This is a genomic window from Streptomyces parvus (assembly GCF_014648875.1).
Lineage (GTDB): Bacteria > Actinomycetota > Actinomycetes > Streptomycetales > Streptomycetaceae > Streptomyces > Streptomyces parvus.
Genome location: NZ_BMRY01000010.1, coordinates 228,941 through 254,243, shown reverse-complemented (window position 1 = coordinate 254,243; position 25,303 = coordinate 228,941). Strand labels below are relative to the sequence as shown.

General features: G+C 71.8%; 25 protein-coding genes. 15 read left to right on the top strand and 10 right to left on the bottom strand.

Annotated elements, in window-relative coordinates; all coding sequences use genetic code 11:
• Positions 1 to 4: 4 nt before the first annotated feature.
• The 3 genes from IE140_RS27975 to IE140_RS27965 all read left to right on the top strand — a co-directional run bounded on the left by IE140_RS27975 (position 5) and on the right by IE140_RS27965 (position 2,785).
• Positions 5 to 622, top strand: a complete 618-nt coding sequence (locus tag IE140_RS27975; RefSeq protein WP_010070835.1) for an SACE_7040 family transcriptional regulator — start codon at positions 5 to 7, stop codon at positions 620 to 622.
• Between the two features lie 122 nt (positions 623 to 744).
• Entirely contained in the window at positions 745 to 1,410 is a 666-nt protein-coding gene (locus IE140_RS27970; protein WP_093444800.1) for a GOLPH3/VPS74 family protein, read from the top strand.
• Between the two features lie 148 nt (positions 1,411 to 1,558).
• Positions 1,559 to 2,785, top strand: a complete 1,227-nt coding sequence (locus IE140_RS27965) for a DUF418 domain-containing protein (protein ID WP_229826924.1) — start codon at positions 1,559 to 1,561, stop codon at positions 2,783 to 2,785.
• On the opposite strand, the gene IE140_RS27960 is transcribed toward IE140_RS27965, so the two are convergent.
• Together IE140_RS27960 and IE140_RS27955 are read right to left on the bottom strand one after the other, a co-directional pair.
• Positions 2,739 to 4,934 (bottom strand): acyltransferase family protein, encoded by a 2,196-nt coding sequence (locus IE140_RS27960; RefSeq protein ID WP_150193077.1) that lies wholly within the window; start codon positions 4,932 to 4,934, stop codon positions 2,739 to 2,741. The two genes, IE140_RS27965 and IE140_RS27960, sit on opposite strands and share 47 nt — an antisense overlap.
• A 23-nt stretch (positions 4,935 to 4,957) precedes the next feature.
• A complete protein-coding gene (locus IE140_RS27955) occupies positions 4,958 to 6,652 on the bottom strand; it encodes a glycosyltransferase family 2 protein (protein ID WP_150193078.1) in 1,695 nt (564 codons plus the stop codon).
• Between the two features lie 396 nt (positions 6,653 to 7,048).
• On the opposite strand from IE140_RS27955, the gene IE140_RS27950 reads away from it, so the two are divergent.
• Positions 7,049 to 7,870 carry a phosphatase gene (locus IE140_RS27950; protein WP_150193079.1) on the top strand — a complete coding sequence of 274 codons (822 nt, stop codon included), beginning with the start codon at positions 7,049 to 7,051 and terminating at the stop codon, positions 7,868 to 7,870.
• Positions 7,871 to 7,959: 89 nt separating this feature from the next.
• Entirely contained in the window at positions 7,960 to 8,394 is a 435-nt protein-coding gene (locus IE140_RS27945) for a YdeI/OmpD-associated family protein (RefSeq protein WP_150193080.1), read from the top strand.
• Between the two features lie 136 nt (positions 8,395 to 8,530).
• Here IE140_RS27945 and IE140_RS27940 read toward each other — a convergent pair whose 3' ends face one another.
• The 4 genes from IE140_RS27940 to IE140_RS27925 form a co-directional block, all read right to left on the bottom strand.
• Positions 8,531 to 9,454: a calcium-binding protein gene (locus IE140_RS27940; protein ID WP_150193081.1), complete on the bottom strand. Its 924-nt coding sequence runs from the start codon at positions 9,452 to 9,454 to the stop codon at positions 8,531 to 8,533.
• A 216-nt stretch (positions 9,455 to 9,670) separates the two neighbouring features.
• Positions 9,671 to 10,639 (bottom strand): cation diffusion facilitator family transporter, encoded by a 969-nt coding sequence (locus IE140_RS27935; protein WP_189460806.1) that lies wholly within the window; start codon positions 10,637 to 10,639, stop codon positions 9,671 to 9,673.
• Positions 10,640 to 10,717: 78 nt separating this feature from the next.
• Positions 10,718 to 11,602 carry an acyl-CoA thioesterase gene (locus IE140_RS27930; protein WP_100563927.1) on the bottom strand — a complete coding sequence of 295 codons (885 nt, stop codon included), beginning with the start codon at positions 11,600 to 11,602 and terminating at the stop codon, positions 10,718 to 10,720.
• A 17-nt stretch (positions 11,603 to 11,619) separates the two neighbouring features.
• On the bottom strand, positions 11,620 to 12,777 hold the full coding sequence (locus IE140_RS27925) for an acyl-CoA dehydrogenase family protein (RefSeq protein ID WP_109178617.1): 1,158 nt from the start codon (positions 12,775 to 12,777) through the stop codon (positions 11,620 to 11,622).
• A 251-nt stretch (positions 12,778 to 13,028) separates the two neighbouring features.
• On the opposite strand from IE140_RS27925, the gene IE140_RS27920 reads away from it, so the two are divergent.
• The 4 genes from IE140_RS27920 to IE140_RS27905 all read left to right on the top strand — a co-directional run bounded on the left by IE140_RS27920 (position 13,029) and on the right by IE140_RS27905 (position 16,824).
• On the top strand, positions 13,029 to 13,370 hold the full coding sequence (locus IE140_RS27920; RefSeq protein ID WP_150193083.1) for a DUF5713 family protein: 342 nt from the start codon (positions 13,029 to 13,031) through the stop codon (positions 13,368 to 13,370).
• A gap of 91 nt (positions 13,371 to 13,461) precedes the next feature.
• Positions 13,462 to 13,881 carry a helix-turn-helix domain-containing protein gene (locus IE140_RS27915; RefSeq protein ID WP_150193084.1) on the top strand — a complete coding sequence of 140 codons (420 nt, stop codon included), beginning with the start codon at positions 13,462 to 13,464 and terminating at the stop codon, positions 13,879 to 13,881.
• Between the two features lie 10 nt (positions 13,882 to 13,891).
• Positions 13,892 to 14,305 carry a VOC family protein gene (locus tag IE140_RS27910; RefSeq protein WP_010062862.1) on the top strand — a complete coding sequence of 138 codons (414 nt, stop codon included), beginning with the start codon at positions 13,892 to 13,894 and terminating at the stop codon, positions 14,303 to 14,305.
• A gap of 128 nt (positions 14,306 to 14,433) precedes the next feature.
• Positions 14,434 to 16,824, top strand: coding sequence for an ATP-binding cassette domain-containing protein (locus tag IE140_RS27905; protein ID WP_150193085.1), 2,391 nt, complete (start codon positions 14,434 to 14,436; stop codon positions 16,822 to 16,824).
• 34 nt (positions 16,825 to 16,858) lie between these two features.
• Here IE140_RS27905 and IE140_RS27900 read toward each other — a convergent pair whose 3' ends face one another.
• Together IE140_RS27900 and IE140_RS27895 are read right to left on the bottom strand one after the other, a co-directional pair.
• Positions 16,859 to 17,080, bottom strand: a complete 222-nt coding sequence (locus tag IE140_RS27900; RefSeq protein ID WP_150193086.1) for a DUF397 domain-containing protein — start codon at positions 17,078 to 17,080, stop codon at positions 16,859 to 16,861.
• Entirely contained in the window at positions 17,013 to 17,873 is an 861-nt protein-coding gene (locus tag IE140_RS27895) for a helix-turn-helix domain-containing protein (RefSeq protein ID WP_150193087.1), read from the bottom strand. Before IE140_RS27895 ends, IE140_RS27900 begins: the two co-directional genes overlap by 68 nt.
• Positions 17,874 to 18,006: 133 nt before the next feature.
• Between IE140_RS27895 and IE140_RS27890 the strand changes: the two genes are divergently transcribed.
• From IE140_RS27890 to IE140_RS27880, 3 genes are all read left to right on the top strand, one after another.
• On the top strand, positions 18,007 to 18,351 hold the full coding sequence (locus IE140_RS27890) for a hypothetical protein (RefSeq protein ID WP_150193088.1): 345 nt from the start codon (positions 18,007 to 18,009) through the stop codon (positions 18,349 to 18,351).
• 51 nt (positions 18,352 to 18,402) lie between these two features.
• Positions 18,403 to 18,975: a YciI family protein gene (locus IE140_RS27885; protein WP_150193089.1), complete on the top strand. Its 573-nt coding sequence runs from the start codon at positions 18,403 to 18,405 to the stop codon at positions 18,973 to 18,975.
• Between the two features lie 95 nt (positions 18,976 to 19,070).
• Positions 19,071 to 19,661, top strand: a complete 591-nt coding sequence (locus tag IE140_RS27880; protein WP_150193090.1) for a GNAT family N-acetyltransferase — start codon at positions 19,071 to 19,073, stop codon at positions 19,659 to 19,661.
• Here IE140_RS27880 and IE140_RS27875 read toward each other — a convergent pair.
• On the bottom strand, positions 19,645 to 20,571 hold the full coding sequence (locus IE140_RS27875) for an alpha/beta hydrolase (RefSeq protein WP_150193091.1): 927 nt from the start codon (positions 20,569 to 20,571) through the stop codon (positions 19,645 to 19,647). The two genes, IE140_RS27880 and IE140_RS27875, sit on opposite strands and share 17 nt — an antisense overlap.
• Positions 20,572 to 20,903: 332 nt before the next feature.
• Between IE140_RS27875 and IE140_RS27870 the strand changes: the two genes are divergently transcribed.
• The gene (locus IE140_RS27870; RefSeq protein ID WP_150193092.1) at positions 20,904 to 21,851 is read left to right on the top strand and encodes an N-acetyltransferase; all 948 of its coding nucleotides are present in this window, start codon (positions 20,904 to 20,906) and stop codon (positions 21,849 to 21,851) included.
• A gap of 95 nt (positions 21,852 to 21,946) precedes the next feature.
• Here IE140_RS27870 and IE140_RS27865 read toward each other — a convergent pair whose 3' ends face one another.
• Positions 21,947 to 22,837, bottom strand: a complete 891-nt coding sequence (locus IE140_RS27865; RefSeq protein WP_150193093.1) for a class I SAM-dependent methyltransferase — start codon at positions 22,835 to 22,837, stop codon at positions 21,947 to 21,949.
• Positions 22,838 to 23,075: 238 nt separating this feature from the next.
• On the opposite strand from IE140_RS27865, the gene IE140_RS27860 reads away from it, so the two are divergent.
• Both IE140_RS27860 and IE140_RS27855 read left to right on the top strand, forming a co-directional pair.
• Positions 23,076 to 24,509, top strand: a complete 1,434-nt coding sequence (locus tag IE140_RS27860; protein WP_150193094.1) for an FG-GAP and VCBS repeat-containing protein — start codon at positions 23,076 to 23,078, stop codon at positions 24,507 to 24,509.
• A 164-nt stretch (positions 24,510 to 24,673) separates the two neighbouring features.
• Complete coding sequence (locus IE140_RS27855) at positions 24,674 to 25,297, top strand: DUF1707 SHOCT-like domain-containing protein (protein WP_093444816.1); 624 nt, start codon at positions 24,674 to 24,676, stop codon at positions 25,295 to 25,297.
• The last annotated feature ends 6 nt before the right edge of the window (positions 25,298 to 25,303 follow it).

The following is a 25,303-nucleotide window of genomic DNA, read 5'->3' as shown; positions in this document are numbered from 1 at the left end:
CCTCATGAGCACCCATGCCGCCGCCCGCGTCGCGGCCCCCACCCGCCGCGAGCAGATCCTCCGGGAGGCCGCCCGCCTCTTCGCCGAGCGCGGCTTCCACGGTGTCGGCGTCGACGAGATAGGCGCCGCCGTCGGGATCAGCGGCCCCGGCCTCTACCGCCACTTCCCCGGCAAGGACGCGATGCTCGCCGAGCTGCTGGTGGGCATCAGTGAACGCCTGCTGGAGGGCGGACGGCTGCGGGTGGCGGAGGACGAGGCCCGGGGGGACGGCTCCCCGGAGGCCCTCCTGGACGCGCTCATCGAGGGCCACATCGACTTCGCCCTCGACGACCGCCCCCTGATCACCCTCCACGACCGGGAGCTCGACCGGCTGCGCGACACGGACCGCAAGCGGGTGCGCCGGCTCCAGCGGGAGTACGTCGAGGTCTGGGTCGGCGTCGTCCGCGCCCTCTACCCGTCGCTGCCCGAGAACCGGGCCCGCGTCACCGTGCACGCCGTCTTCGGCCTGCTGAACTCCACCCCGCACCTGGCCCGCCCCGACGCCCTGCCCGGCCGCGCGGCGACCGCCGCCCTGCTGCACCGGCTGGCCCGGGGTGCCTTCGCCGCGGCGGAACCCTCCTGAGCTGCGGCTTTTCCGCCCGGGCGGCTCGGGGTTCCGAGCAACCACGAACGGGGTACGTACGTCTCTCCGGTCGAGTCGACACGTACGACCGGTCAACACGCAACGAATCGGGGAGCCGCACCATGACCGTCTCACTGGGCGAAGAGATCATGCTGCTGTCGCTGGACGACGAGACCGGCGCGGCGAAGGGGGAGTCCGCCGCCCGCTGGGGCGTGGCGGCCGGCATGCTCCTGGAGCTGGTCATGGCGGGGCGCGTCACCGTCAAGGGCGGCCGCGTCGAGGTCTTCGACCCCACCCCGACCGGCGGCGCCCTGCTGGACGGCCGGCTCGGCCGGCTCACGCGCTGGGTCCACGAGACCTCCAGCAGCCGCAAGGTCGTCGCCTGGCTGACCCGGGACCATGCCAAGGGCTCCCAGGACGTCGTGGACAGCCTCGTCGCCCGCGGCCTGGTGACCGAGGAGAAGCACCGGGCCCTCGGGGTCTTCCCGGTGCGCCGCTACCCGGAGGCCGACGGAACGGTCGAGCGTGAGCTGCGTGCCCGGCTGGCCGCCGTGGTGCTGGGTGGAGCCGAGCCGGACGCCCGCACCAGCGCGCTCGTCGCCCTCGTGCACGCCACGGGCATGCACCGCCAGGCCTTCCCCGACCTGCCGAAGAAGCAGGTCGCCCCGCGCATGGCCGAGATCGCCGAGGGCCACTGGGTGGGCGTGAGCGTGGGCGAGGCGATCCGCGACCTCCAGGCCGCGATCTCCGCGGTGACCGTGGTGACGGTCCTCTCCGCGGTGCCGTAGGAGGCACGGGCGCACCCGTGCCGACGGACGCACGGGCGCACCCGTGCCGTCGGACGCACGGGCGCGCCGGGCGGGAGCCGGCCGGGCCCCGCGTCGGCCGAGGGACCGAGAACAGGACGAGACATCCAGACCGAACCGCGAGGGACGCGTGCTGCAACGCCCGGAAACCATCGAGCCCACGGCCGGAGCGGCCCGGCCCCGCCGCATCGTCGAGGTCGACGCCCTGCGCGGCTTCGCACTCTGCGGCATCTTCCTCGCCAACGTCCTGGTGATGGCGGGCCTCGACGGGCAGCGCGGCGGCGGACCGCACACCAGCGGTGTCGACCAGGTCGCGTACTGGCTCGTCATGATGTTCGTGCAGACCAAGTTCTATCTGCTGTTCTCGTTCCTCTTCGGCTACAGCTTCACCCTCCAGATGGACGCCGCCGAACGCGACGGCGCCGCCTTCGCGCCGAGGATGCTGCGCCGCCTGCTCGCCCTGTTCGTGCTGGGGCTCCTGCACGCGGCGCTGCTGTACCCCGGCGACATCCTCGCCACGTACGCCGTCCTCGGCCTGGTCCTGTTCGCCACGCGCTCCGCCGACCCGGGCAGGATGTGGCGGGCCGCGCTCTGGGTGTACGGGGTCGTGGCCGCGCTCTACCTCCTCCTCGGGGCGCTCGTCGCCCTGGTGGACACCGGTGACGACGGCACGCCCCCCGCCACGCTCGCCGAGCAGGCCGCCGCGTACCGGGGCGGACCGGGCGACGTGATCGGGGCCAACATCGCCGCCTGGCCGGAGGTGCTGGCCGGGCTGTTCCTGATGGGCGGCATGGTCGTCGCCGCGTTCCTGGCCGGGTTCACGGCGGGCAGGCGCCGCCTCCTCACCGCCGCCCCGGCCGCCGGCGACCCGGACCGGACGGCCCGGCTGCGCCGGATCCTCGTCGTGGGCCTGGCCGTGGGGCTGCCCGGCGGGGCGCTCATGGCGGCGGGCACGGTGGGCCCGCTGGGCGTCCGCTGGGCCGTCCCGACGTTCATCGTCGGCATGCTCACCGCCCCGGCGCTCAGCGCCGCGTACGCGAGCGGCCTGCTCCTGTGGTTCACCACCCCGCGCGGCGCCCGCCTCGCCGCGAAGCTGGCCCCCGCGGGCCGGATGTCGCTCACCAACTATCTGGCGCAGTCCCTCGTGATGGCGCTCGTCTTCACCGGTTACGGGGCCGCCCTGTACGGCCGGACGGGGGCGGCTGCCGCGTTGGGCGGGGCGCTGCTCTTCTACGTTCTCCAGCTCGCCGCCTCCGCCCGCCTGATGAAGCGCCACCGGTTCGGCCCCGTCGAACGGCTCCTGCGCACCGTCACCGTGTGGGGCCGGCCGGCTCCCCGGGGCCGCCGGGAGCGGTGACCGGCAGCGCGCCCGACTCCGTCAGCAGCCTCTCCAGCCTCGGGGCCAGGACGACGGCCGCCACGTTCGTCAGGTGGGTCTCGTCCCGGTAGAGCAGGATCCGGTCCCGTACGGCGGGGCACGTCGGGCCGTCACCGGGGCACAGCACCGCGTTCACGCCGACGGACCGCACACCCGGCACCGCGCCCGCCGCGATCCGCCGCGCCAGCGGATCCGGGGGAAGCGCCTCCGCCCGGTCGAACGCGCAGGCGGCCGTCTCGTCCGGAGCGCCGGAGACACACGCCGGGATGTCCGTCCCCGGTACGGGCGTGCCCTCGACGTAGACGATCGGCGCGCCCGCCGCCCGGAGCCGCTTCAGCGTCTTCTCCCAGGCGGCGGTGAGGAGTTCGGGGTCGGCGGTGTACCGGTTGAGCGAGGCGATCACGATCAGCCGGGGCCTCGGCCCCGTACGAAGGCGGTCCAGGGCGTCGTCCCGCCAGGTGTCGCACTCCCGGTAGACGCGGCCCAACTGGGGGCTCTTCACGGTCAGTTCCGGCAGCGGGCAGCCCTGCTTGACCAGCTCCTGGAGCGCCCAGCCGCGCCGGGAGGCCAGGGCGAGCAGCGGGGAGAACCACTGCCCGGCGTGCGAGTCGCCGAGCAGGACCACACGGTCCGGGCTGTCCACCGCCCCGAACAGGCACGGCGGGCTGCTCGTCACCGCCGGGGCCACCTGGCAGCCCCCGTCCGGCGGGAAGTCCCCGCGGGCCTGTGCCGGTCCCGGCACCACGGGCCCGTCGGCGAGTACGGAGCCGTCGGCGCGGGACAGCAGGGACGGCCCGCCCGCCGCGCCCGGCGGGAGGCTCCCGACGTCGACGGGGGTGGCCGGGCCCAGCAGACGCAGCGTCGTGGTGCCGACGACCAGCGCCAGCACGACCGGCAGGACCACGGCGGAGATCCCCACCGCCAGCCCCCGGCGCGGGAGTTCGGAGACCGTACGGCTGCGGCGCAGCGGCTGCTCGACCCACCGCATGGTGGCGAGCGCGGGCAGCACGGCGGCCAGCGTCCACGCGGTCTTCGCGGGCCAGCCGAGCGCCCCGAGCCGGGCCTCGGCGAGCACGAGCACCGGCCAGTGCCACAGATAGAGGGTGTAGGAGAGCCGCCCGACGGCCCGGGGCGCCCTTGCGGCGAGCAACCGGCCCACCCCGTAAGCGCCTTGGACGTCCCGCTCGCCCCGGCCCGGTATCGCCGCCAGGATCACCGCGGCCGCCCCCAGGGTCGGCACGAGCGCCGCGTGACCGGGGTACGGGGTCGACACGTCGTACGCCACGACGCACCAGAGGATCGCCGCGGCCCCCGCCCATCCGCACACCAGCCGCAGCGGACGCGGCCCGCGCAGCAGATGCCAGGGCAGCAGCGCCAGCAGCGCGCCGACCGCGAACTGCCAGACGCGCGACGGCGTTCCGAGGTACGCGAGCGAGACCGAGTCCCGCGTCCAGTGCAGGGACAGCGCGAACGAGGCGACGGCCGCACCGGCGGTGACCAGCGCCACGACCGCGCGCACGGCCCGGCCCCGGCGCACCGCACGGGCGGCGGTCAGCACGATCACTGTTAGCAGCGGGGCCCAGACCAGATAGAACTGCTCCTCGACGGCGAGCGACCAGAAGTGCAGCAGCGGACTCTGGTCGTGCCCGGCGGCGAGGTAGTCGGTCCGCTGGGAGACGAACCGCCAGTTGGCCACGGACAGCGCGGCGGCGAGGACGTCGTGCTCCAGGTCGGCGCGGCGCAGCGGCACGGTCAGCCAGGCCCCGGCGACCGCGACCGCCGCGAGGACGACGGCGGCGGAGGGCAGCAGCCGTCGGGCCCGCCGGGAGAAGAAGTCGCCGAGCCGGATCCGGCCGGTGGTGATCGCCTCCCGGACCAGCAGCCCGGTGATCAGATAGCCGGAGATGACGAAGAAGACGTCCACGCCGACGAAGCCGCCCGCCGCCCCCGGTATCTGGGCGTGGAAGGCGAGCACCGCGAGGACGGCGACCGCGCGCAGCCCCTCGATGTCGGGCCGGAAGGCGGCCCGGTGCGGGCTGGGCCCGGACTCACCGCCCGGGCGGCCGGGCGCGACGGTTGCGGGAGCGGACCGCTTCCGGCGGTGGCCGGGTGCGAGGAGGATGGGCATCGGGTGGCGCCTTTCGGGACGGCTCAGCTCAGCCACGGCAGCATCGGGTCGACCCACCCCGAGGCGAGCAGACCGGTGAGCAGGAGGACGGCGGAAGCGGCGAGGGCCTCGGGCCAGCGGCGGGGCAGCACGCCCGTACGGGGGACCGGCCGGGACCGCGACCCGGACAGGTACCTGGACCTGGGCCTGGACCTGGACAGGGGCAGTTCCCGGGTGAGGTCCCTGATCAGGGGCACGTTGATGTGCAGCTGGACCAGGAGGTAGAGGCCGAGCCCCCAGGCGGGCGCCCAGCCGTTGCGGGCGACGGTCAGCGCGAGGCCCGCGGTGGCGGCCGCGTTGGACAGGACGAGCCAGACCAGTGAGACGCCCACGACCCGGCGGGCCATCGAGCCCGGACTCCCGCTGCTGCGCACCCCCGTGGGCACCCAGGCGGCGCTGCGGCCCCGCAGGGTGTGCCAGAACGCGGTGGCGGCGGCCACGCTGGTGAGGACGCCCGCGCGGATCACCTCGACCCGCCACCGGGTCCGGCTGATCCGGGGCATCAGCACGTGCCACAGCCACAGCGGGGCGAGCAGCGGCAGGACGTGCCAGGGCCGGACGTCGTCCGGATACCCGAACATCATCACCAGCGGCGGCAGCGGGGCGGCGAAGGTGTTCACGGCCGTGGTCAGGTAACCGACGACGCCCTCGTAGTAGCACAGCCGCATCCGCCAGGGCGCGCCCATCCGCTTCAGCACCGGGGTGCCGAGGAGGTGCAGATTGCCCATCGCCCACCGGTACTGCTGGTTGACGTACGAGGTGACGGTGTCCGGCGAGGTGCCCTTGGCGACCAGGACGGGGACGTACTGGGTGCGGAACCCCCGCTCGTGCAGGGCGAGTCCGGTGTACAGGTCCTCGCTGTGGTCGAGCCGGGCGAAACCGCCCGCCAGGTCGATCGCGGAGCGCCGGTAGACGGCGTTGCTGCCGCAGCAGATCGCGGCGTCGGCGGCGTCCCGGGAGGGCTGGATCCAGCGGAAGAACCACTCCTGCGCGGCCCCGGCGGCGCGCTGGATCCAGTCCATGCCCGCGTCGGTGTCGAAGCACTGCGGGCTCTGCACGATGCCGACGGCCGGGTCCGCGAAGTAGGGGACCAGATGGCGCAGGAAGTCCGGCCGGGGCGCGAAGTCCGCGTCCAGGATCGCGATGAACTCGGCGTCGGAGAGGGGGAGGGCGTGGTTGAGGTTCCCCGCCTTCTTCAGGTGCCCCCGGTCGGGCCGTACGACGTACCGGTAGCCGTGCTCGGCGGCCAGGGCGGCCACCTCGGCCCGGTCGGCGTCGTCCAGCACCCAGACGGTGAGCGCGTCGGGCCAGTCGAGGGCGGCGACCGCGCGGTAGGCGTTGGCGAGGACGGGGAGGGGTTCGCCGCAGGTCGGCAGGTAGAGGTCGACGGTCGGCAGTGCGGCCGGCCGCCAGGCGCGCACCAGCACGTCGTGCGAGGCCCGGGTCAGCCGGCGCTGCCGCAGGCTGTTCGCCGAGGACAGCAGCAGGGCCACCACGTTCAGCCCGAGGATCGCGAGGAACGCCCAGAGCGCCGGGGTCCGTAAGGCGAACGTGAACATCGTCGCCGCGGTGAAGACGAAGGCCAGCGAACTGCTCACCAGCACCCAGCGGCGTTGTGGCCCGAAGTACCAGTACAGCTCGTCGTCGGACGGAGGTTGCGGAAGATGATGCACGGTCATAAAGCCCCCCACGGCTGCGTATGTGCCCGTTTTTCTGTTCCCGTTCCCGATGGCCCACCCTAATGTCAGAGGTATAGACCACTCGCCCGGAAGGGGTGCGACGAAGGGAATCGGACACCGGTTTGGCGCGACTCGATTGGTCCAGACCTCTGGGTGGTTCCATTCGAGCCCGGCGCCCGCCCGGAGAAGGAAGAGCCAGGTCACGCGGGGGTGAACAGTCCCGGAAGACTTACGGGGGCGCGTGCGGGCCGTGCGGTGGGTTGGCCGCCGAGCTGGGAGGGCGGCCGTTCGCCGGCTCCCCGCCGTGTCCGCCGCACCGGACCGTCCGCCGGATCCGGGCTGTCCGTTGATCAGGACACCGGGCACACCCCGCACACCGGACGGCACAATGGGTCCATGCCGATACCCAGCCGCGCCGCCCTCGTCGACCACCTCGTCCGTACGCGTATCGCGGGGGACGTCGCCACACCACGCGACAACAACCTCTCCCACTACCGGAAGCTCGCCAACGGCGACCGCCACTACTGGCTCGGTCTGGAGCTCGGCGACCGCTGGACCGACGAGCAGGACGTCCTCGCCGTGATGGCCGAGCGCTGCGGGGTGAACGACGACCCCGCCCACCGGCAGGGCCAGGACACCATCGACCCCGAGCTGACGGTCGACGCCCTGGAGCGGATGGCGGCCCGTCTGCGCAAGGCCGCCGACGGCCGGGAGCGGGTCCTCTTCGCCACCGGCCACCCCGGCGGCCTGCTGGACGTACACCGGCAGACGGCGGACGCGCTGCGCCGCGCGGGCTGCGAGATCGTCCGCATCCCGTCGGGGCTGATCGCGGACGAGGGGCTGGTCGTCCAGTTCGCCGACGTCGCGATGCTGGAGCGCGGGGCCACCCTCTGGCACACCCACTCCCCGGCCCCGATGACGGCCATCCTGGACGCCATGGCCCACCTGGGCCGCCCGCTGCCCGACCTCGTCGTCGCCGACCACGGCTGGGCGGGGTGCGCCGGACAGCGGGGGCTGGACGCGATCGGCTACGCCGACTGCAACGACCCGGCCCTCTTCCTCGGCGAGTCGGAGGGCACCCTCCAGGTCACGGTCCCGCTGGACGACCATGTCACCGACCCGCGCTTCTACGACCCGATGACGGACTACCTGCTGCACGCGGCGGGGCTGCTGGAGGAGGAGCCCGCGGAACCGGCCGTCGAGGAGCCTGCGGCGTAGGGATCCCGTCGGCGATGAGTTTCCGGCGCGGCGGGCGTCTGCACTGACGACAGCCGGGGAGAAGCCGGCGGAGACGAAGGGTGCGGGCCGTGAAGTTCAGCACGACGATGTTCCAGACCGGGAACAACACCGGCATCGAGGTGCCGGAGGACGTGGTCGAGGCCCTCGGCGCGGGCAAGCGCCCGCCGGTGAACGTCACGGTGAACGGATACGCGTACCGCTCGACGATCGCCCCGATGGGCGGCCAGTACCTCATCCCGTTCAGCGCGGACAAGCGCAAGGCGACCGGCATCGGCGGCGGGGACGCCATCGAGGTGGAGCTGACCCTCGACACCGCGCCCCGCACGGTGGAGCCGCCCGAGGACCTGGCGGCGGCGCTGGCGGCGGCCCCCGGGGCGGCGGAGGCGTTCGCCGCGCTCGCGCCCAGCCGCCAGAAGGCGCACGTCGCCTCGGTCGAGGGGGCGAAGACGGACGCGACACGCGAGCGCCGGATCGCGAAAGCGGTGGCGGAGCTGACGCCGTGAGCCGGTGAGCCACGGCGGCGTGGCCGCAAGGAGCGGGCCGGCCCGGCCCGCGTCACCGGATCCGCAGGCGGGCGACACCGGGACGGGCAGGGGCCCGTCGCCTCGCTGACCCGGTGTGGTCAGCGAGGCCGGGGACTCAGCGCACGTCCACGCAGTCACCGGTGCCGTTGACCGGAGGCGTGGTGGAGGTGCCCTCGAACGCGTAGCGGTAGCAGCGGTCGGTGGTCGCGGTGCGGGTCTTCTTCTCCACGCCGGCCTGGCTGCCGGTGCCGGTGCGGTGACTGCTGGTGGTGGCGTACGAGCCGGTCAGCGAACGCTCCTGGAGGTGGACGATCTGCTGGGTGTAGCCCGCGTACTTGTACGTGTCCCAGTTGGCCCGCTCCAGCTTGCCGGTGATCGTGATCGTCTTGCCCTTGGCGACGGGCTCGGGGGCCGCGTTGTTGCTCAGCCGGGACCAGCGCTGGAGGTACCAGGTCCTGGCGTTGTCGGTGTCCACGCCGGTGATCGCGTCGGTGACTGCCCAGAGGCTGATCTTCCAGGCTCCGGCATCCTCGTTCTTCAGGTCGATCCGGGGGTTGATCTTGTAGGTGGCTGTGCAGTCGAACGTGGCGTCGCCGGACGGAACGCAGGGTTCGGTGCCCGCATTGAACTGCTCGGAGGTGATGAACTGCTCCGGTCCGCTGGTGATGTCGGTGCCACGCCAGAGCGACGCGTGGCTGCCGTAGAGCGTCGACCCGCCACTGAGCTTCCACTTCACGGTGATCGTCTGCGTGTTCTTCGTTCCGACGGCGGCGCTGTTGCCTCCGTTGACGGTGACGCCGGAGAGAACGGTGGAGCCGGCTGATCTCGCGGCCAGGCTCTTGGGCGCGGCGGACTTCGCCGCCCTCGCGTCGGCGACCGCCGCCTCGTTCTGCTTCAGCGCCTCGGCCGCACCGGTCCCCTCCGCCACCGCGGACGGAGTGACGAGCAGGCCGACGGCGAGCCCGGAGGCAGCCAGTGCGCTGACGCCGAGGATCGCCTTCTTGCCGGACGTCAACCTCTTGCGGGAGTGCTGGGACATGAGGAGTCTCCATGATCGACTGTCGGCGGGCGGATTCGGATCGTGAAAGGGCGGACCCGAAAACGTGTGCGGTCACAACGACCGCACAGTCTTGATCGCCGATGACCCGAAAGGGTTGTACGCGCGGGGAGTTGAGCCCCGTGAGGTGCATCACGCGGCGGTGTCGTGGTCGTGCGGGAAGGGGGTACGGGGCGTGGCGTCCGGCGTCCCGGGGCGTCAGCGCTCGGGGTGCCGCAGCCGCTGCGCCCGCCCCGGCGTCGGGTCCAGATACACCCGCCGGACCGACGGGAACCGCTCGCGCAACTGGTCCTCCGCCTCCTCGCAGGCCCACTCGACCTCCGCCGCGGTGGCCATGTCCCGGAAGTCGATCTTCGCGGCGATCAGGATCTCGTCCGGCCCCTGGATCAGCGTGGTCAGCTCCAGGACCTCCACGATGTGCGGCACCGACAGCAGCTCCTCGCGCACCCCGGACCGCACCGCCTCGGGCAGCGGCCGTCCGATGAGCAGCTGGGCGTTGGACCGGCCGAGCACCCAGGCGACGTACACGAGCAGCAGGCCGATCAGGCAGGACGCGATCCCGTCCCAGACGCCCGAGCCGGAGAGCTGCCCGCCCAGCAGACCGCCCGCTGCCAGCAGCAGGCCGATCAGGGCCGCCGAGTCCTCCATCACGACGGCCTTCACGGCCGTGTCGGGGGTGTGGCGCAGGTAGTACGTGTCCGGCACCCGCAGCCGGGACGCCTCGCGCCGCACCTGCTTGACCCCGGTGCGCAGCGAGTAGCCCTCCAGCAGGAAGGCGACGGCCAGGACGATGTAGGAGACGAGCGGGTCGCCCAGCTCCTCGCCCGCGACCAGGGTGTGCACCCCGTCGTAGATCGAGAAGACCGCCCCGCCGACGAAGGTGGCGATGGAGGCGAGCATCGCCCAGATGTAGCGCTCGGGGCCGTAACCGAGGGGGTGGTCCTCGTCGGCCGGCTTCCCGCTCCGCTTCAGGGCGGTGAGGAGCATGACCTCGGTGACGGTGTCGGCGACCGAGTGGGCCGCCTCGGAGAGCATCGCGCTGGAGCCGCTGATCAGCCCGGCGACGGCCTTGGCCACGGCGATGCCGAGGTTGGCGAGGGTCGCCACGATCACGGTGAAGGTGGACTCCCCACCGTCAGCTGTCTTGTTGGCCTTCGCGTCGCTCATGGTGGGGAGTATGTCGGAATAGCGACTTAAGGGGCTGTTCATCCTCGCGGGATGCGCATCATCCTCGGGGGATGTGCGTCATCCTCGCGGGATACGGACGACGCCTTCCTGGATGACCGTGATCGCGAGGCGGCCGTCGGCGGTGTAGATGCGGGCCTGGCCCAGGCCGCGTCCACCGGAGGCCGACGGCGACTCCTGGTCGTACAGCAGCCACTCGTCCGCCCGGAACGGCCGGTGGAACCACATCGCGTGGTCCAGGCTGGCCCCGACCACGTCCCCGACCGCCCAGCCGCCCCGCCCGTGGGCGAGGAGCACCGAGTCGAGCAGGGTCATGTCGGAGACGTACGTCGCCATGCAGACGTGCAGCAGCGGATCGTCGGCGAGCTTGCCGTTGGTCCGGAACCACACCTGGGAGCGGGGTTCGCGCGGCTCGCCCACCGTGCCGAACGGCGGCGCGTCCACATACCGCAGGTCCACCGCCTGCCGCGCCTCGATCAGCCGGTCTACAACGCCGGGATCGCTGAAGCGGTCCGCGTACCGGGGCAGCATCTCGGCGGCCGTCGGCAGGGTCTCCGGGTCCGGGGCCGCGGGCATGGGGGCCTGGTGCTCCATGCCCTCCTCGTACGTCTGGAAGGACGCGGAGAGGTGGAAGATCGGCTGCCCGTGCTGGACGGCGACGACGCGGCGGGTTGTGAAGGACTTCCCGTCCCGGATGCGGTCGACGGTGTAGACGATGGGCGCGCCCGGGTCGCCGGCCCGCAGGAAGTACGAGTGGAGCGAGTGGGCGGCCCGGTCGGCGGGAACGGTGCGGCCCGCGGCGACGAGCGCCTGGGCCGCGACCTGGCCGCCGAACACCCGGGGCACGAGCGCGCTGCGGCTCTCGCCCCGGAAGATGTCCCGCTCGATCTGCTCCAGGTCGAGCAGGTGGAGCAGATCGAGCAGGGGATCGGGACTCTCGTTCATGGAGTGAAGGTAGTCCCTTACAGGCCCATGGACTTGGCGATGATCGACTTCATGACCTCGCTGGTGCCGCCGTAGATGCGGTTGACGCGGTTGTCCGCGTACAGGCGGGCGATCGGGTACTCGTTCATGAAGCCGTAGCCGCCGTGCAGCTGGAGGCAGCGGTCGATGACGCGGTGGGCGACCTCGGTGCAGAACAGCTTCGCGGAGGCGGCCTCTGCCGCCGTGAGCTCACCGGCGTCCAGGGCCTCCATCGCACGGTCGGCGACGGCCTGGGCCGCGTCGACCTCGGCCTGGCAGGCGGCCAGCTCGAACTTGGTGTTCTGGAACGAGGCGACGGTCTTGCCGAAGACCGTGCGGTCCTGGACGTACTCCTTGGCGAACCGGACGGCCGCCGCGGCCTGGGCGTACGCGCCGAAGGCGATGCCCCAGCGCTCGGAGGCCAGGTTGGTGCCGAGGTAGCCGAAGCCCTTGTTCTCCTCGCCCATGAGGTCCTCGACCGGGACCTTGACGTCGACGAACGCCAGCTCGGCGGTGTCGGAGACCTTCAGGCCCAGCTTGTCGAGCTTGCGGCCGACCGAGTAGCCCTCGGACTTCGTGTCGACGGCGAAGAGGGAGATGCCGAAGCGGCGGTCGTCCTCGCGCGGGGCGGCGGTACGGGCGCAGACGATGACGCGGTCGGCGTGGACGCCACCGGTGATGAAGGTCTTCGCACCGTTGAGGACGTAGTGCGTGCCGTCCTCGGAGAGCTTCGCGGTGGTCTTCATGCCCGCGACGTCGGAGCCGGTGCCCGGCTCGGTCATCGCGAGGGCCCACATCTCCTCGCCGGTCGCGAACTTCGGCAGCCAGCGCTTCTTCTGGTCGTCGGTGGCGAGCATCTTGATGTACGGGAGGCCGAGCAGCGTGTGCACACCGGAGCCGCCGAAGGTGACGCCGGCGCGGGCGGTCTCCTCGTAGATGACGGCCCCGTACTTGTGCGATTCGATGCCCGCGCCGCCGTACTCCTCGTCGACCTCGATGCCGAAGATGCCCAGCTCACCGAGCTTGAGGTAGAAGTCGCGCGGAGCCTGGCCCGCGGCGAACCACTCGTCGTAGACCGGCACGACCTCGGCCGCGATGAAGGCGCGGATGGTCTCCCGGAACGCCTCGTGGTCCTCGTTGAATACCGTACGGCGCACGGGATGCCTCCTAGATCGGCAGTTGATCCGCGGGAAACTCGCGGAAACCGGCTGAACATGTCTAAGCGCTTGCTCAGACTCCCTTCGAAGTTACCCGCCGGTTGTGGTAGCTGTCCAGGGTGATGCTCGGCACGCGACGCACGGGTAAAGGCCAAGGGGCGGCCTCGGCGGAGGCCGAGGGGCGACCCGATTGTCAGTGGCATGGGGGACCATCGGACACAGACGGCGGCGGTATGTATCGGGGGGGCACGATGACCATCACGAACGAACAGCTCGCGGGCCACACCTTCCTGGCTGTGCTGTACGAGGACGACTACTTCCCCGACCATGTCCTGGACAAGGGCACGGCGATCCTGCACGCCCTGTGCGAGCGGATCGAGGCGGAGCGCCCGGCGGACCTCACCGCGCTGTACGCGCTGACCGCGGTGGCGACCGAGGCCTTCAACGACCTGGAGGAGGAGTTCGACGCGGCGGGCAGCGAGATCGAGACGGTCGCCCGCGAGGAGATAGGCGAGGCCTTCTGGACCATCGCCACGGCGTACGGCTTCGAGGACGCGGACCCGGAGGAGCTGATCGCGGAGCGCGAGTGGTGACGGGACCGCGGACGATGGTCCGGGCTGCGGGCTGCGGGCTGCGGGCCGGGCTCCGGGCGCCGTGGGAGGGTGAGGAGAGGAAGGTGAGGGAGTGAGGCTGGAGGACCTGGTCCGGCTCCGTCGGGCCCGTGACCGCATGGACCGCGAGTACGCCGAACCGCTCGACGTCCCCGCGCTGGCCCGCGACGCCCTGATGTCGGCGGGCCACTTCTCCCGCAGCTTCCGCGCCGCCTTCGGCGAGACCCCGTACAGCTATCTCATGACCCGCCGCATCGAGCGGGCCAAGGCACTGCTGCGCCGGGGCGACCTGTCGGTCACTGACGTCTGCTTCGCCGTCGGCTGTACGTCACTGGGCTCGTTCAGCTCCCGCTTCACGGAGCTGGTCGGGGAGAGCCCCAGCGCCTACCGGGCCCGCCCCCACGAGGAGGGCGAGACCATCCCCGCGTGCGTCGCCAAGATGCTCACCCGACCGGTCAGGAATGGAGAAGCGGATCGAAAGCCCCGCCCGTAGCGTGAAAGCCATGGACATCAAGCTCTCGCAGTGCTTCATCGCCGTCGACGACCACGACAAGGCGCTCGCCTTCTACCGCGACGCCCTGGGAATGGAGGTGCGCAACGACGTCGGATTCGAAGGCATGCGCTGGGTGACCGTCGGGTCCCCCGCCCAGCCGGACGTGGAGATCGTCCTGGAGCCCCCGCTCGCCGACCCGAACGCCCCGGCCGCCGACCGGCAGACCATGGCCGAACTGCTCGCCAAGGGCATGCTGCGCGGCGTCATCCTCACCTCCGACGACGTGGACGCGGCGTTCGAGAAGGTCCGCGCAGCGGGTGGCGAAGTCCTCCAGGAGCCGATCGACCAGCCGTACGGCGTCCGCGACTGCGCCTTCCGGGACCCCTCCGGCAACATGCTGCGCATCACCCAGGCCAAGAAGTAGCACCCGACCCCCGCCACCCCGAACCCAGGGGCCGGAGCCCGGCAATTCGGGCCCCGGCCCCCACGCACGGACAGTAGGCTCCGCGCACCAGCAACGGTCAGTTATCCAGTTACGGAGAGACGACGAGCATGGCTCCGAGAACGAAGACCCCGCAGCCGCCCGCGCCGCACGCTGCCGACAGCCACGACCTGATTCGCGTGCACGGCGCGCGGGAGAACAACCTGAAGGACGTCAGCATCGAGCTGCCGAAGCGCCGGCTGACGGTGTTCACCGGGGTCTCCGGCTCGGGCAAGAGCTCGCTGGTCTTCGCCACCATCGCCGCCGAGTCCCAGCGGCTGATCAACGAGACCTACCCCGCCTTCGTCCAGGGCTTCATGCCCACCCAGGCGCGCCCCGACGTGGACGTGCTCGACGGCCTGACGACAGCGATCATCGTCGACCAGCAGCGCATGGGCAGCGATCCCCGCTCCACCGTCGGCACCGCCACCGACGCCAACGCCATGCTGCGCATCCTCTTCAGCCGGCTCGGCAAGCCGCACATCGGCCCGCCCGGTGCGTTCGCCTTCAACGTCCCCTCGGTGACGGCGAGCGGCGCGATCACCGTCCAACGCGGCAACAAGAAGGCGGAGAAGGCGACCTTCAGCCGCACCGGCGGCATGTGCCCGCGCTGCGAGGGCCGGGGCTCGGTCTCCGACATCGACCTCACCCAGCTCTACGACGACTCCAAGTCGATCGCCGAGGGCGCGTTCACCATCCCCGGCTGGAAGTCGGACAGCTGGTGGACCGTCCGGATCTACGCCGATTCCGGCTTCCTCGACCCGAACAAGCCGATCGCCAAGTTCACCAAGAGGGAGATGCAGGACTTCCTCTACAAGGAGCCGACCAAGGTGAAGGTCGAGGGTTCCACCCTCACCTTCGAGGGCCTGATCCCCAAGATCCAGAAGTCGTTCCTGTCCAAGGACCGCGAGGCGATGCAGCCCCACATCCGGGAGTTCGTCGACCGCGCGGTCACCTTCGCCACCTGCCCCGAGTGCGAGGGAACCCGGCTCACCGAGGGCGCCCGCTCCTCGAAGATCAAGAAGATCTCCATCGCCGACGCCTGCTCGATGGAGATCCGCGACCTCGCGGAATGGGTCCGCGGCCTGGACGAACCCTCGGTCGCCCCGCTCCTCGAAGCCCTCCAGCAGACCCTGGACTCCTTCGTGGAGATCGGCCTCGGCTACCTCGCCCTGGACCGCCCCTCCGGCACCCTGTCCGGCGGCGAGGCCCAGCGCGTCAAGATGATCCGCCACCTCGGCTCCTCGCTCACCGACGTCACGTACGTCTTCGACGAGCCGACCATCGGCCTCCACCCGCACGACATCCGGCGCATGAACGACCTCCTGCTGCGCCTGCGCGACAAGGGCAACACGGTCCTGGTCGTCGAGCACAAGCCCGAGGCCATCGCGATCGCCGACCACGTGGTCGACCTCGGCCCCGGCGCCGGCACGGCAGGCGGCACCGTCTGCTTCGAGGGCACCCTGGACGGGCTCCGTGCCTCCGACACCGTCACCGGCCGCCACCTCGACGACCGGGCCGTCCTCAAGGACGAGGTCCGCAAGCCCACCGGCGCGCTGGAGATCCGGGGCGCGACGGCGCACAACCTCCAGGACGTCGACGTCGACATCCCCCTCGGCGTCCTCACCGTCATCACGGGCGTCGCCGGTTCCGGAAAAAGCTCGCTGGTCCACGGCTCGATCCCGGCGGGCGAGAACGTCATCTCCGTCGACCAGAGCCCGATCAAGGGTTCCCGCCGCAGCAACCCGGCGACGTACACGGGCCTGCTGGAGCCGATCCGCAAGGCCTTCGCCAAGGCCAACGGCGTGAAGCCCGCCCTGTTCAGCGCCAACTCCGAGGGCGCCTGCCCCACCTGCAACGGCGCGGGCGTCATCTTCACCGACCTCGGCATGATGGCCAGCGTCTCCAGCCCCTGCGAGGACTGCGAGGGCAAGCGGTTCCAAGCCTCGGTCCTGGACTACCACCTCGGCGGCCGCGACATCAGCGAGGTCCTCGCCATGTCGGTCACCGAGGCCGAGGAGTTCTTCGGCCCCTCCGGCGAAGCGCCCCTCCCGGCCGCGCACAAGATCCTCGACCGCCTCGCCGACGTCGGCCTCGGCTACCTGAGCCTCGGCCAGCCGCTCACCACCCTGTCCGGCGGCGAACGCCAGCGCCTGAAGCTGGCGACGCACATGGCCGACAAGGGCGGCGTCTACGTCCTCGACGAGCCGACCACCGGCCTGCACCTCGCGGACGTGGAGCAGCTCCTCGGCCTGCTGGACCGCCTGGTCGACTCCGGAAAGTCGGTGATCGTCATCGAGCACCACCAGGCGGTCATGGCCCACGCCGACTGGATCATCGACCTCGGCCCCGGCGCGGGCCACGACGGCGGCAAGATCGTCTTCGAGGGCACCCCGGCCGAGCTGGTGGCCGACCGCTCGACGCTGACGGGCGAGCACCTGGCGGAGTACGTGGGGGAGTGAGGCCCGGGCGGGCCTTCTCCGCTTGACCTCCGGGTCAGGCGGAGAAGACCCCGCGCTTGACCGCGTCCACGAAGGAGGTCCACCCGGCGGCGGGGATGAGCAGGGCGGGCCCGCCGGGGACCTTGGAGTCGCGGACGGGGACGGCGGTGGGGTGGTGGTCCTGGACCTCCAGGCAGCTGCCCGACTCGCTACCGCTGTAGGAGGACTTGCGCCAGCGGGTGGGCGAGAAGTCGGTCGGGATGGTCCGCCTGGCCATGCTCTCTGTAGCCCCTCGCTGTTGCCTTCACCACTGCCAAAGAGTCGTCTCGTGACAGGGAGTCGCTCAGGGAAAGAGCGTAACGGCTCTGAAGTGCCTCGACTACGGCTGGCGAGTCGTGCAACCGGCTTACCCGGACCCCTTCGCTATAGGCAACTGGCGGCTGGTCCTCGAACCACATCAACGTCAGCATGCTCTCCAACAATGAGTGGAAGCCGACCGACATGGGAAGCACGTGCGTGCGGATGAGCTTCGCTTCGGTGAGCTCGACGATGTGGTCCAGCTGTTCAGCCATGACCTTCGGTCCACCGATCGGACGTCGGAGCGATGCTTCGTCCAAGACCGCCCAGACCACTGGTGGCTTGGGTCCGTGGAGGATCTTTGCGCGATTCAGCCGTGCGACGACGGCCTTGTCACACTCCGTCGGGCCCAACGGTGGGAACGCCATGCCGAGGACGGCGCGTGCGTAAGCCTCGGTCTGGAGGATGCCCGGGAAGAATGACAGGGCGAACTCGCGGATCATCGTCGCCTGCTGTTCGAGATGCCGCGCCGCGCCGAAGTAGTCCGCGAGCACTCCGTCATCCTCAGCTCCTGGACGGAAGCTCGTGAGCACATTGCCCGTGCCCAGTGCCAAATCCAGCCGCCGGGCATCCTCCTCGCTCGGCATGCGACGCCCCGCCTCGATGTGCGAGATGTGCGACCGCGTCATCAGCGCCAGATCGGCGAGCTGCTGCTGTGTCAGCCCGGCCGCCTCTCGCTGACCCTTCAACCATTCGCCATAGGTATTACTCACAGCCAACTCCCGTGCGACGCAGCTGGTGTCACCACAAACCCTCTGGCGAGCCTAGCCGCGCCGATCGCACGCTGTGAGTGGATCGCTACACAGCGAAGGATTCACCCCCACCGCACACGGAGTTGACGCCCTCATGAAAGAACAGCCGATGAACACCGTCCGCCTGCTCCCCTGGGCCGGAACTGCCGGCAGGCCGTGCTACGTCGTCGGCAACGGCGAAGGCAAGGTCTCGCGTGAGGCCGACAAGGTCGAGGCCATGCAGCTCGGCATGGCGTACGAACTCCTCGACCACGCCGACGACATGGTCGCGGACGACGGGTCCACGGCCGTCCAGCTCCGCCATGTCGCCGCCGCCCTGGCGCACTCACTGCGGGACGTGCACCGAGTCGCCCGGAGCCGTGGCCTGAGGCTGGGGATTCCCGACGCCTTCGAGCCGGAGCATCCGTCGGGCCCGGGGATGGTCCGGCTGCGGCCCTGAGGCGGCGCCGGTCGACCGGGCCGGTCGACCGGCCTCCGGTACGGTCGCGGCATGCCGTTCTACGTGTACGCCCAGGACCAGCCCGATGTCGCGGACCAGTTGATGGAGTGGTGCGAGGAGCACTGGTCCTACATGGACCGGTTCGACGACCGGCTGATACTCCGGGGGCCGACCGTGTCCGACGACGGGGAGGAGCACACGGGAAGCGTTCACGTCGTCGACCTCGCGGACCGGGCGGCGGCGGAGCGGTTCGCGCGGGAGGAGCCGTTCTGGAAGGCGGGCCTCTACCGCGATCTCACGGTCGTCGCGGCGGATGTGCTGGTGAGCCGTGAACCCGAGGCGGACGTCCCGTACACCCTTGTCACCGGACAGTGGCCGCTGTCGGCGGGTGCTCCGGGTGATGCCGAGCAGCGGGGGCTGTCGGGTGCGGAGGCGGACAGTCGGCTCATCTTCGTGGCTGCTCTGATGGACGGCGAGGGGGCCGGTACGACGGGAGTGGTCGCTGTCGTGCGGGCGCTCCCGGACGAGGCACGGGGCCTGGTCCGACCGGTCGCGGAGGGGCTGGCCGGCGGTCGGCCCGCGGCTCTCACGGCGCAGCGCTGGGAGCGTGGCGGACGGAACTGACACACTGGCCGGGGCTGCCGGGGCTGCCGGGGCTGCCGTGACTGTCGGGCCCGTGACCTTGACGTACCGGTTCATCGGCAGGCGATCATGAAGCCATGCCCCGTACGTTGTCGACGCCGTCCACCCTTGCCTCCGGCTGCCTCGCCGGAGCCCCGCAACCCGTACTACCGGTGGCCGGCGGCGGGCTGCTGCTGCGTCCGTGGGAGCGGGCCGACGCGCGGGCGTTCCTCTCCGCGTACGAGGACGCCGAGACGCGTCGCTGGCACACGCACCGCCCCTCGACCGTGGCCCAGGTGGAGGAGTGGTTCGACGGGTACCGCCAGGACTGGGAGCGGGAGAAGGGCTGCCACTGGGCCGTCGCCCGTGGCAGCGGCGAGGTGCTCGGCCGGATGGCCCTGCGCGGCGTGGACTTCGAAGACGGCGTGGCGAACGCGGCGTACTGGGTGCTCCCGGCCGCACGCGGCGCGGGGATCGCCTCCCGCGCGCTCACGGCGGTCAGCGCCTGGGCGCTGGACGACATCGGGTTCCACCGGCTGGAGTTGGACCACTCGACGCGTAACGACGCCTCCTGCCGGGTCGCGACCAAGGCCGGCTTCCTGCTGGAGGGCACCAAGCGCAGTGCGGCCGTGCACGACGACGGCCGGCACGACATGCATCTGCACGCCCGGGTCAGGGGCGACCGCTGATCTGTTCGCTCAGCCAGGAGTTGACGCCGTCGATCGCGGTGGCGGCCAGGGCGGTGGGGTGTCCGGTGAAGCCGTGGGGTGCGGCCGGGTAGACGCGCAGCTCGACGTCGTTCCCGGCGGCCGACAGCCGCCCGGCCAGGGTCAGGTTGTCCTCCAGCAGGATGTCCTCGCCGCCGACGACCAGCAGCGCCGGAGGAAGGCCGCTCAGGTCGGCGTAGAGGGGCGAGACGTCGGGAAGGGTGCGGTCGCGGTCCGGCACGTGGCCGACGTACGCCTGGATGAAGTACTCGTCCGCGATGAGGCGGCCGCTCGGGGTGTGCGCGCTCAGGTCGTAGGTGCCGAAGCGGAGCGCGGCCCCGGCGAACCGGTCGACGACGCCGCGGTCCCGCAGCCGGAGGAGGGTCGCGAGGGCGAGGGTGGCTCCGGCGGAACTGCCGCCGATCGCGAGCCGCGAGGTCCCGAAGCGGGTTTCGGCCTGCTCGACGAGCCAGAGCGCCACCGCTTCGCAGTCGTCGGGGGCGGCCGGCCAGGGGTGTTCGGGCGCGAGCCGGTAGTCGATGCCGATGACGGCGATGCGCAGGGCGTCCGCGAGCGCGCGGTGGCGTTCGTCGCCCTGGGCGGCGGTGCCCATGTAGAAGCCGCCGCCGTGGATGCCCAGGTAGACGCCCCGGGGCGGACCGTCGGCGGGCAGGAAGACGCGGACCGGGACGCGTACCCCGGCGGCCTCGACCGTCTCTTCGAGGGGCGGCGGAACGACGGCACGGGGCACGGGCTTCTTCGCCCGCGCCTCCTTCAGCTCCGCGAAGTCGGCGGGCCCACGGCCTGCCGCCCGCGACCGGTAGAAGGCGCAAGCCTCGGCGACCTGCTCGTCCGGCAGGTCGACCAGCAGTGCTTCCAGCGCGAATCGCACGCGTCGCTCCTTTTCCGTCGTTCTGGCTCAGCGGCTCAGCGGCTTAGCGGTCCTGGCTCATCCTGCCTGCTGCCTGGCAGCCGATGAAGCGGCGGATCGAGGGCAGTTCCTAACCGCTGCGGTGATCGCTGCGGTGATCACCGCCGTCACGACAGGGCGATCGTCCGGCGGAGGTCAAGCGTCCTCCACGTGACCGAGCGCCCGCTCCGTGGAGGCCGTGGAAGCCCGTGTGAGCCATCGGGTTCGGGCCAAGACCCTTTCCGTCACTCTGTTACCGTCGTGGTGTGCCGCATCGCATGGCGGTTTCCCTCACTTCCCTCCAGAGGATCGCCATGTCTTCTTCCCCCGCCGTGCGCACTTTCCGGCGCAGTGACCGCCACCAGCTGACCGACCTGGTGAACCGCCATGCCGCCGCGGTGCTTCCCGGCGTCAGCACCTCGGTCAACACCGTCCTGAGCAGCCTTGAGGCGCGGCCCGACGAGTACGTCGTCGACCCGTGGGTCGCGGAGCGGCTCACGCTCGTGACCGAGCACCACGGTCGCGTCGTCGCGGCGGCCCACCTGCACCGCTACCGCGACGAATCGGACGTCGGCCCCGACTACCGGGGAGCCGCGGTCGTTCAATGGGTCGTGCACCACCCCGGCGACGGCATCGGCCCCGGGTCCGCCGGCACCGCCTCCTCGGAGGCGGCGGACCTTCTGCTCTCCGCGTGCCTGGCGACCGCCAAGCGGTGGCAGGCCCGCGGGGTTCAGGCCGACGGAACACTTCCCTGCCCGGGGGTGTACGGCATCCCCGCTGTCTGGCCGCATGTCCGCTCAGCGCTGGAGCGGGCGGGGTTCGTGCACACGGGCGCCACGGAGGTGCTGCTGCTCGCCGAGGTGCGCGGACTGCCCGACACCGGTGAGCAGACCGGGCGGGAACGCCCGACCCTCCTGCGTACGCTGGGCTCCCTCGGTACCCGTTTCACCGCCTTCGACGGTGACCGTGTGCTGGGCCACCTGGAGCTGGACACCACTCTCGACCGACCCGAACGTGTCGGTCGCGGGGGCGGGTTGGCGGAGTTGGCCGATGTCGAGGTGGACGCCGACGCTCCGGAGGGGGCCGAGCAGACCCTTGCCCGGCTGCTCGCCGAGGCCCGGGACTGGCTGACTCTCTGCGGCATCGACCGTCTCATCACCTGCGCGTATCCCGAGGACGTCGACGAGATCGACGCCCTGCACCGCCACGGCTTCCGCGAGGTCACGCGGACGGCGCGGGGATGGGAGCTGCGCACGGTCTGAGGCCTGATCGGTGCCGGACCATGACGGGGCCGGGCCGGGCCGGGCCGGGCCAGGCCGGACCGGACCTGACAGGACCGTGCCCGCCCCGGCACCGGTCAGGCGGGGCGGCGGGCCATCCAGGTCCGGCGCGTGGACCGTACGACGAGGTCGTCGCGGTGGCGTACGTCCTCGGGCCCGCCGTCGATCAGCCGGTCGAGCGCGGCCAGGTCGTCGGCGTCGACGCGCCCGTCGAGCGAGCCGCGGATCCGCTCGAAGACCAGGAAGGCGTACCGGCCCGCTCCCCCGGGCAGCGGGGCGCGCAGCTCCCACGGCTCGGCGCGCTCCTGCTCGACGGAGAAACCGGCGGCCGTCAGCAGGGAGCCCCAGTCGGCACCCCGGTGCGGCAACCGCTCGGCGTGCAGACCGTCGAGCGCGGCGCGACAGCGGGCCTCCAGTTCGCCCGGCCCACCGCCCGCGGGCAGGAAGGACGGCATCCCGTCCACCTCCGCGACGGCCAGCAGCCCTCCGGGGCGCAGCGCGGCGCGGATGCCGGCCAGGGCGGTCGCGGGGTCGTCCAGGTGGTGCAGGGACGCCGACGCCCAGACGAGGTCGGCGTCGGCCACTCCCGGCAGACCCGCACCGGCGTCGGCCTCCAGCGTGCGCACACGGTCGCCCAGCCCCCGCTCGCGGGCCGCCGAGACGAGCCGCTCCAGCATCGCGGGGGAGCTGTCGACCGCGGTCACACGGGCGGTCGGGAACTGCTCCAGCAGGGCGAACGTGCCGGTTCCGGTACCCGAGCCGAGGTCGACGATGTGCCGGACGTCGTCACCGGCCAGGCAGGCGATACGTCCGGTGAGCGCGGTCAGGTGGGGCGCGAAGAGGGCGGCGTCGAGGTCGAGGATCTCGGGAAGGCCGTCGGGGGTCGCGCCGGAGTCGTGGTGGTGCTGATCGTGGCGGTGCGGGGTGTGGTGGTGCTGACCGTGGTGGTGCTGGTGTGCATGAGCCATGAGGTCGAGCGTACGCTGCACTGCGCCTGACGCCTGCAGTCTTGCCGATAACGCAAGGAGACGGCGCCGGAGCCAGCCGCGCAGGCAACTCCCGGACGTTCACCTCCTGGCAGGCCAAGGGGTGAACGTCCAGGACGGGGGGATGCACAACCATTCGCCGCATGGATGGTCTTTCTGGGCAGACGGAGGGCGGCAGGCCCGCCCGTAGTACGTACGCGCGCATCCGGGGGGATGACCCATGCCGACTTCTCGACTCCGTACCGCTTCGGCGGTCTTCGTGACGCTCGCCGCCACGGCGACCGCCGCCCCGGCCCTCTCCGGTACGGCGGTGGCGGCCGCGCCGTCCTCCGTCGTACGCCAGCCGGTCGACTTCAACGGAGACGGTTACGAGGACATGATCGCCTCGGTGCCCGACGGGACCGTGTCCGGCATCAACAAGGCCGGTTACGTGGTGGTCTATCCGGGCGACGCGAAGGGCATCAACCCGGCCCGGCACCAGGTGATCAACCAGAACACGCCCGGAATCCCCGGCTCGGCCACCGCGAACGCGCGCTTCGGCGGTTCGGCGCCCGCCGACATCGACGCCGACGGCTACACCGACCTGCTGGTCTCGGCCGGAACCGGCCGCCCGATCATCCTGTTCGGCGGCAAGAGCGGTCCAGGCACCCGAGCCGCCGAGTTCCAGGGCCATGGCCAGAGCCAGGGCGAAGCGGTGGGCGACTTCGACGGCGACGGCCGGGCGGACGTGGCCGGGATCGACAACGCCGACTGGGCGGGGAAGATCGTGCTGAGCGAGAACATCGGCGCGGACGGCTCGGTCGGGAACACCCGCACGGCGCTCACCGCCGACGGAGTCACGACCTACGAGGGTGTACAGGCTGCGGACATCAACAACGACGGCAAGGACGACCTGCTGGTAAGCACCGGCTGCAACGACGAGCCGGACTGCGGCGGGACGTCGCTGTACCTGTCGACCGGCACGGGCTTCACCCACACCCCCATCGTCACCGCGCCGGGAACGTACCTCAACCACGCCTCGGTGACGGTCGGTTCGGTCAACGGTGACGCGTACCCGGACCTGGTCCTCACCCGGCAGCCCACCGGCCTGGACAGCGACGTGGACTTCCCGAGCAAGGGCGGCGCGGTGGCCGTCGCCCTCGGCGGCCCCAAGGGCCAGAACACCTCCGTGAAGCCGAAGTGGATCACCCAGGCCACCGCCGGGGTACCGGGCGCCGACGAGCGGGGCGACGCCATGGGTGCGAGCGTCGCGGTGGGGGACCTGGACGGCGACGGCTACGGCGAGGTCGTCGTGGGCCTGCCGGGCGAGGACGTCGGCACGGCGAAGGACGCCGGCGGGGTCCTGGTCTTCAAGGGCCGCGCCACGGGCATCACAGGCGCCGACACGAAGGTGATCGGCCAGTCCACGGCAGACGTCCCGGGCGTCGACGAGCAGGGCGACGGCTTCGGCGGCGAGGTCCACGTGGTGGCCGGAGCCAAGAACGTACCGGCCACCCTGGCGGTGGCGGCCCCCGGCGAGAACACCAACCAGGGCGGCGTCTGGCTCTTCAAGGGCAGCCGCACGGGCCCGGTCACCAAGGGCAGCATCTCCTTCGGCGAGGCGAGCCTGGGCGTGACGCCGTCGGCGGTCCGCTTCGGCAACTGGCTGGGCTGAGGGAGCCTTCCCCACGGGCCACGGGCCACGGGCCACGGGCCACGGGCGTGCCTGCGTGCCTGCGGACATTCGCTCGCTACGCCGGTACGAGCGCGTCGCAGGGGCGGCGCTCGCGATGCGCGGGCCCTGTTCGCCCGGTCCACCGACTGCCTATTCTTGGGATCATGACTGCTCAGTCCCCGGATCCCATGCCACGCCCCGTCCCGCCAGGAGAGCTCCGCGCTTCTCACGACGACCGAGAAGCAGTGGTGGAGCAACTGCGCGATGCGGCGGCCGACGGGCGCATCGACCTCGATGAGCTGGACTCCCGCCTGGAACAGGCGCTGACGTCCAAGACGTACGCCGAACTGGCCGTCCTGACGGCCGACTTGCCGAAGCCGCCGTCAGCACCAGCGGAGAACCTGCCGCCGCTGGTGCTCAAGGGCGGCATGTACGGCGAGTCCCGGGGCCCCGGCCGCTGGGAGGTCCCCGGGCACGTGATCGCGCACGCGGGGGTGGGAGGGGTGAGCCTCGACTTCACCCGGGTCGAGTGCCGCCTCGCGGAGGTCGTGGTGGAGGCGTACGGGGAGACCTCCGGCGTCACGATCGTGATCCCGGACGGCTGGGCCACGGACACCACCGGCATGAACCCCGGCTTCGGCGGCCTGAAGGACAGGACCACGCCCGACCGCCTCCCGGGCACTCCACTGATCCGGCTCACCGGGTCCGGCGGCATGGCCGGCGTGGTCATCCGCCACCCCAACAAGCGGGAACGCCGCAAGCTGGAGGGCAACGCGACGCTGGACTGAGCCTGT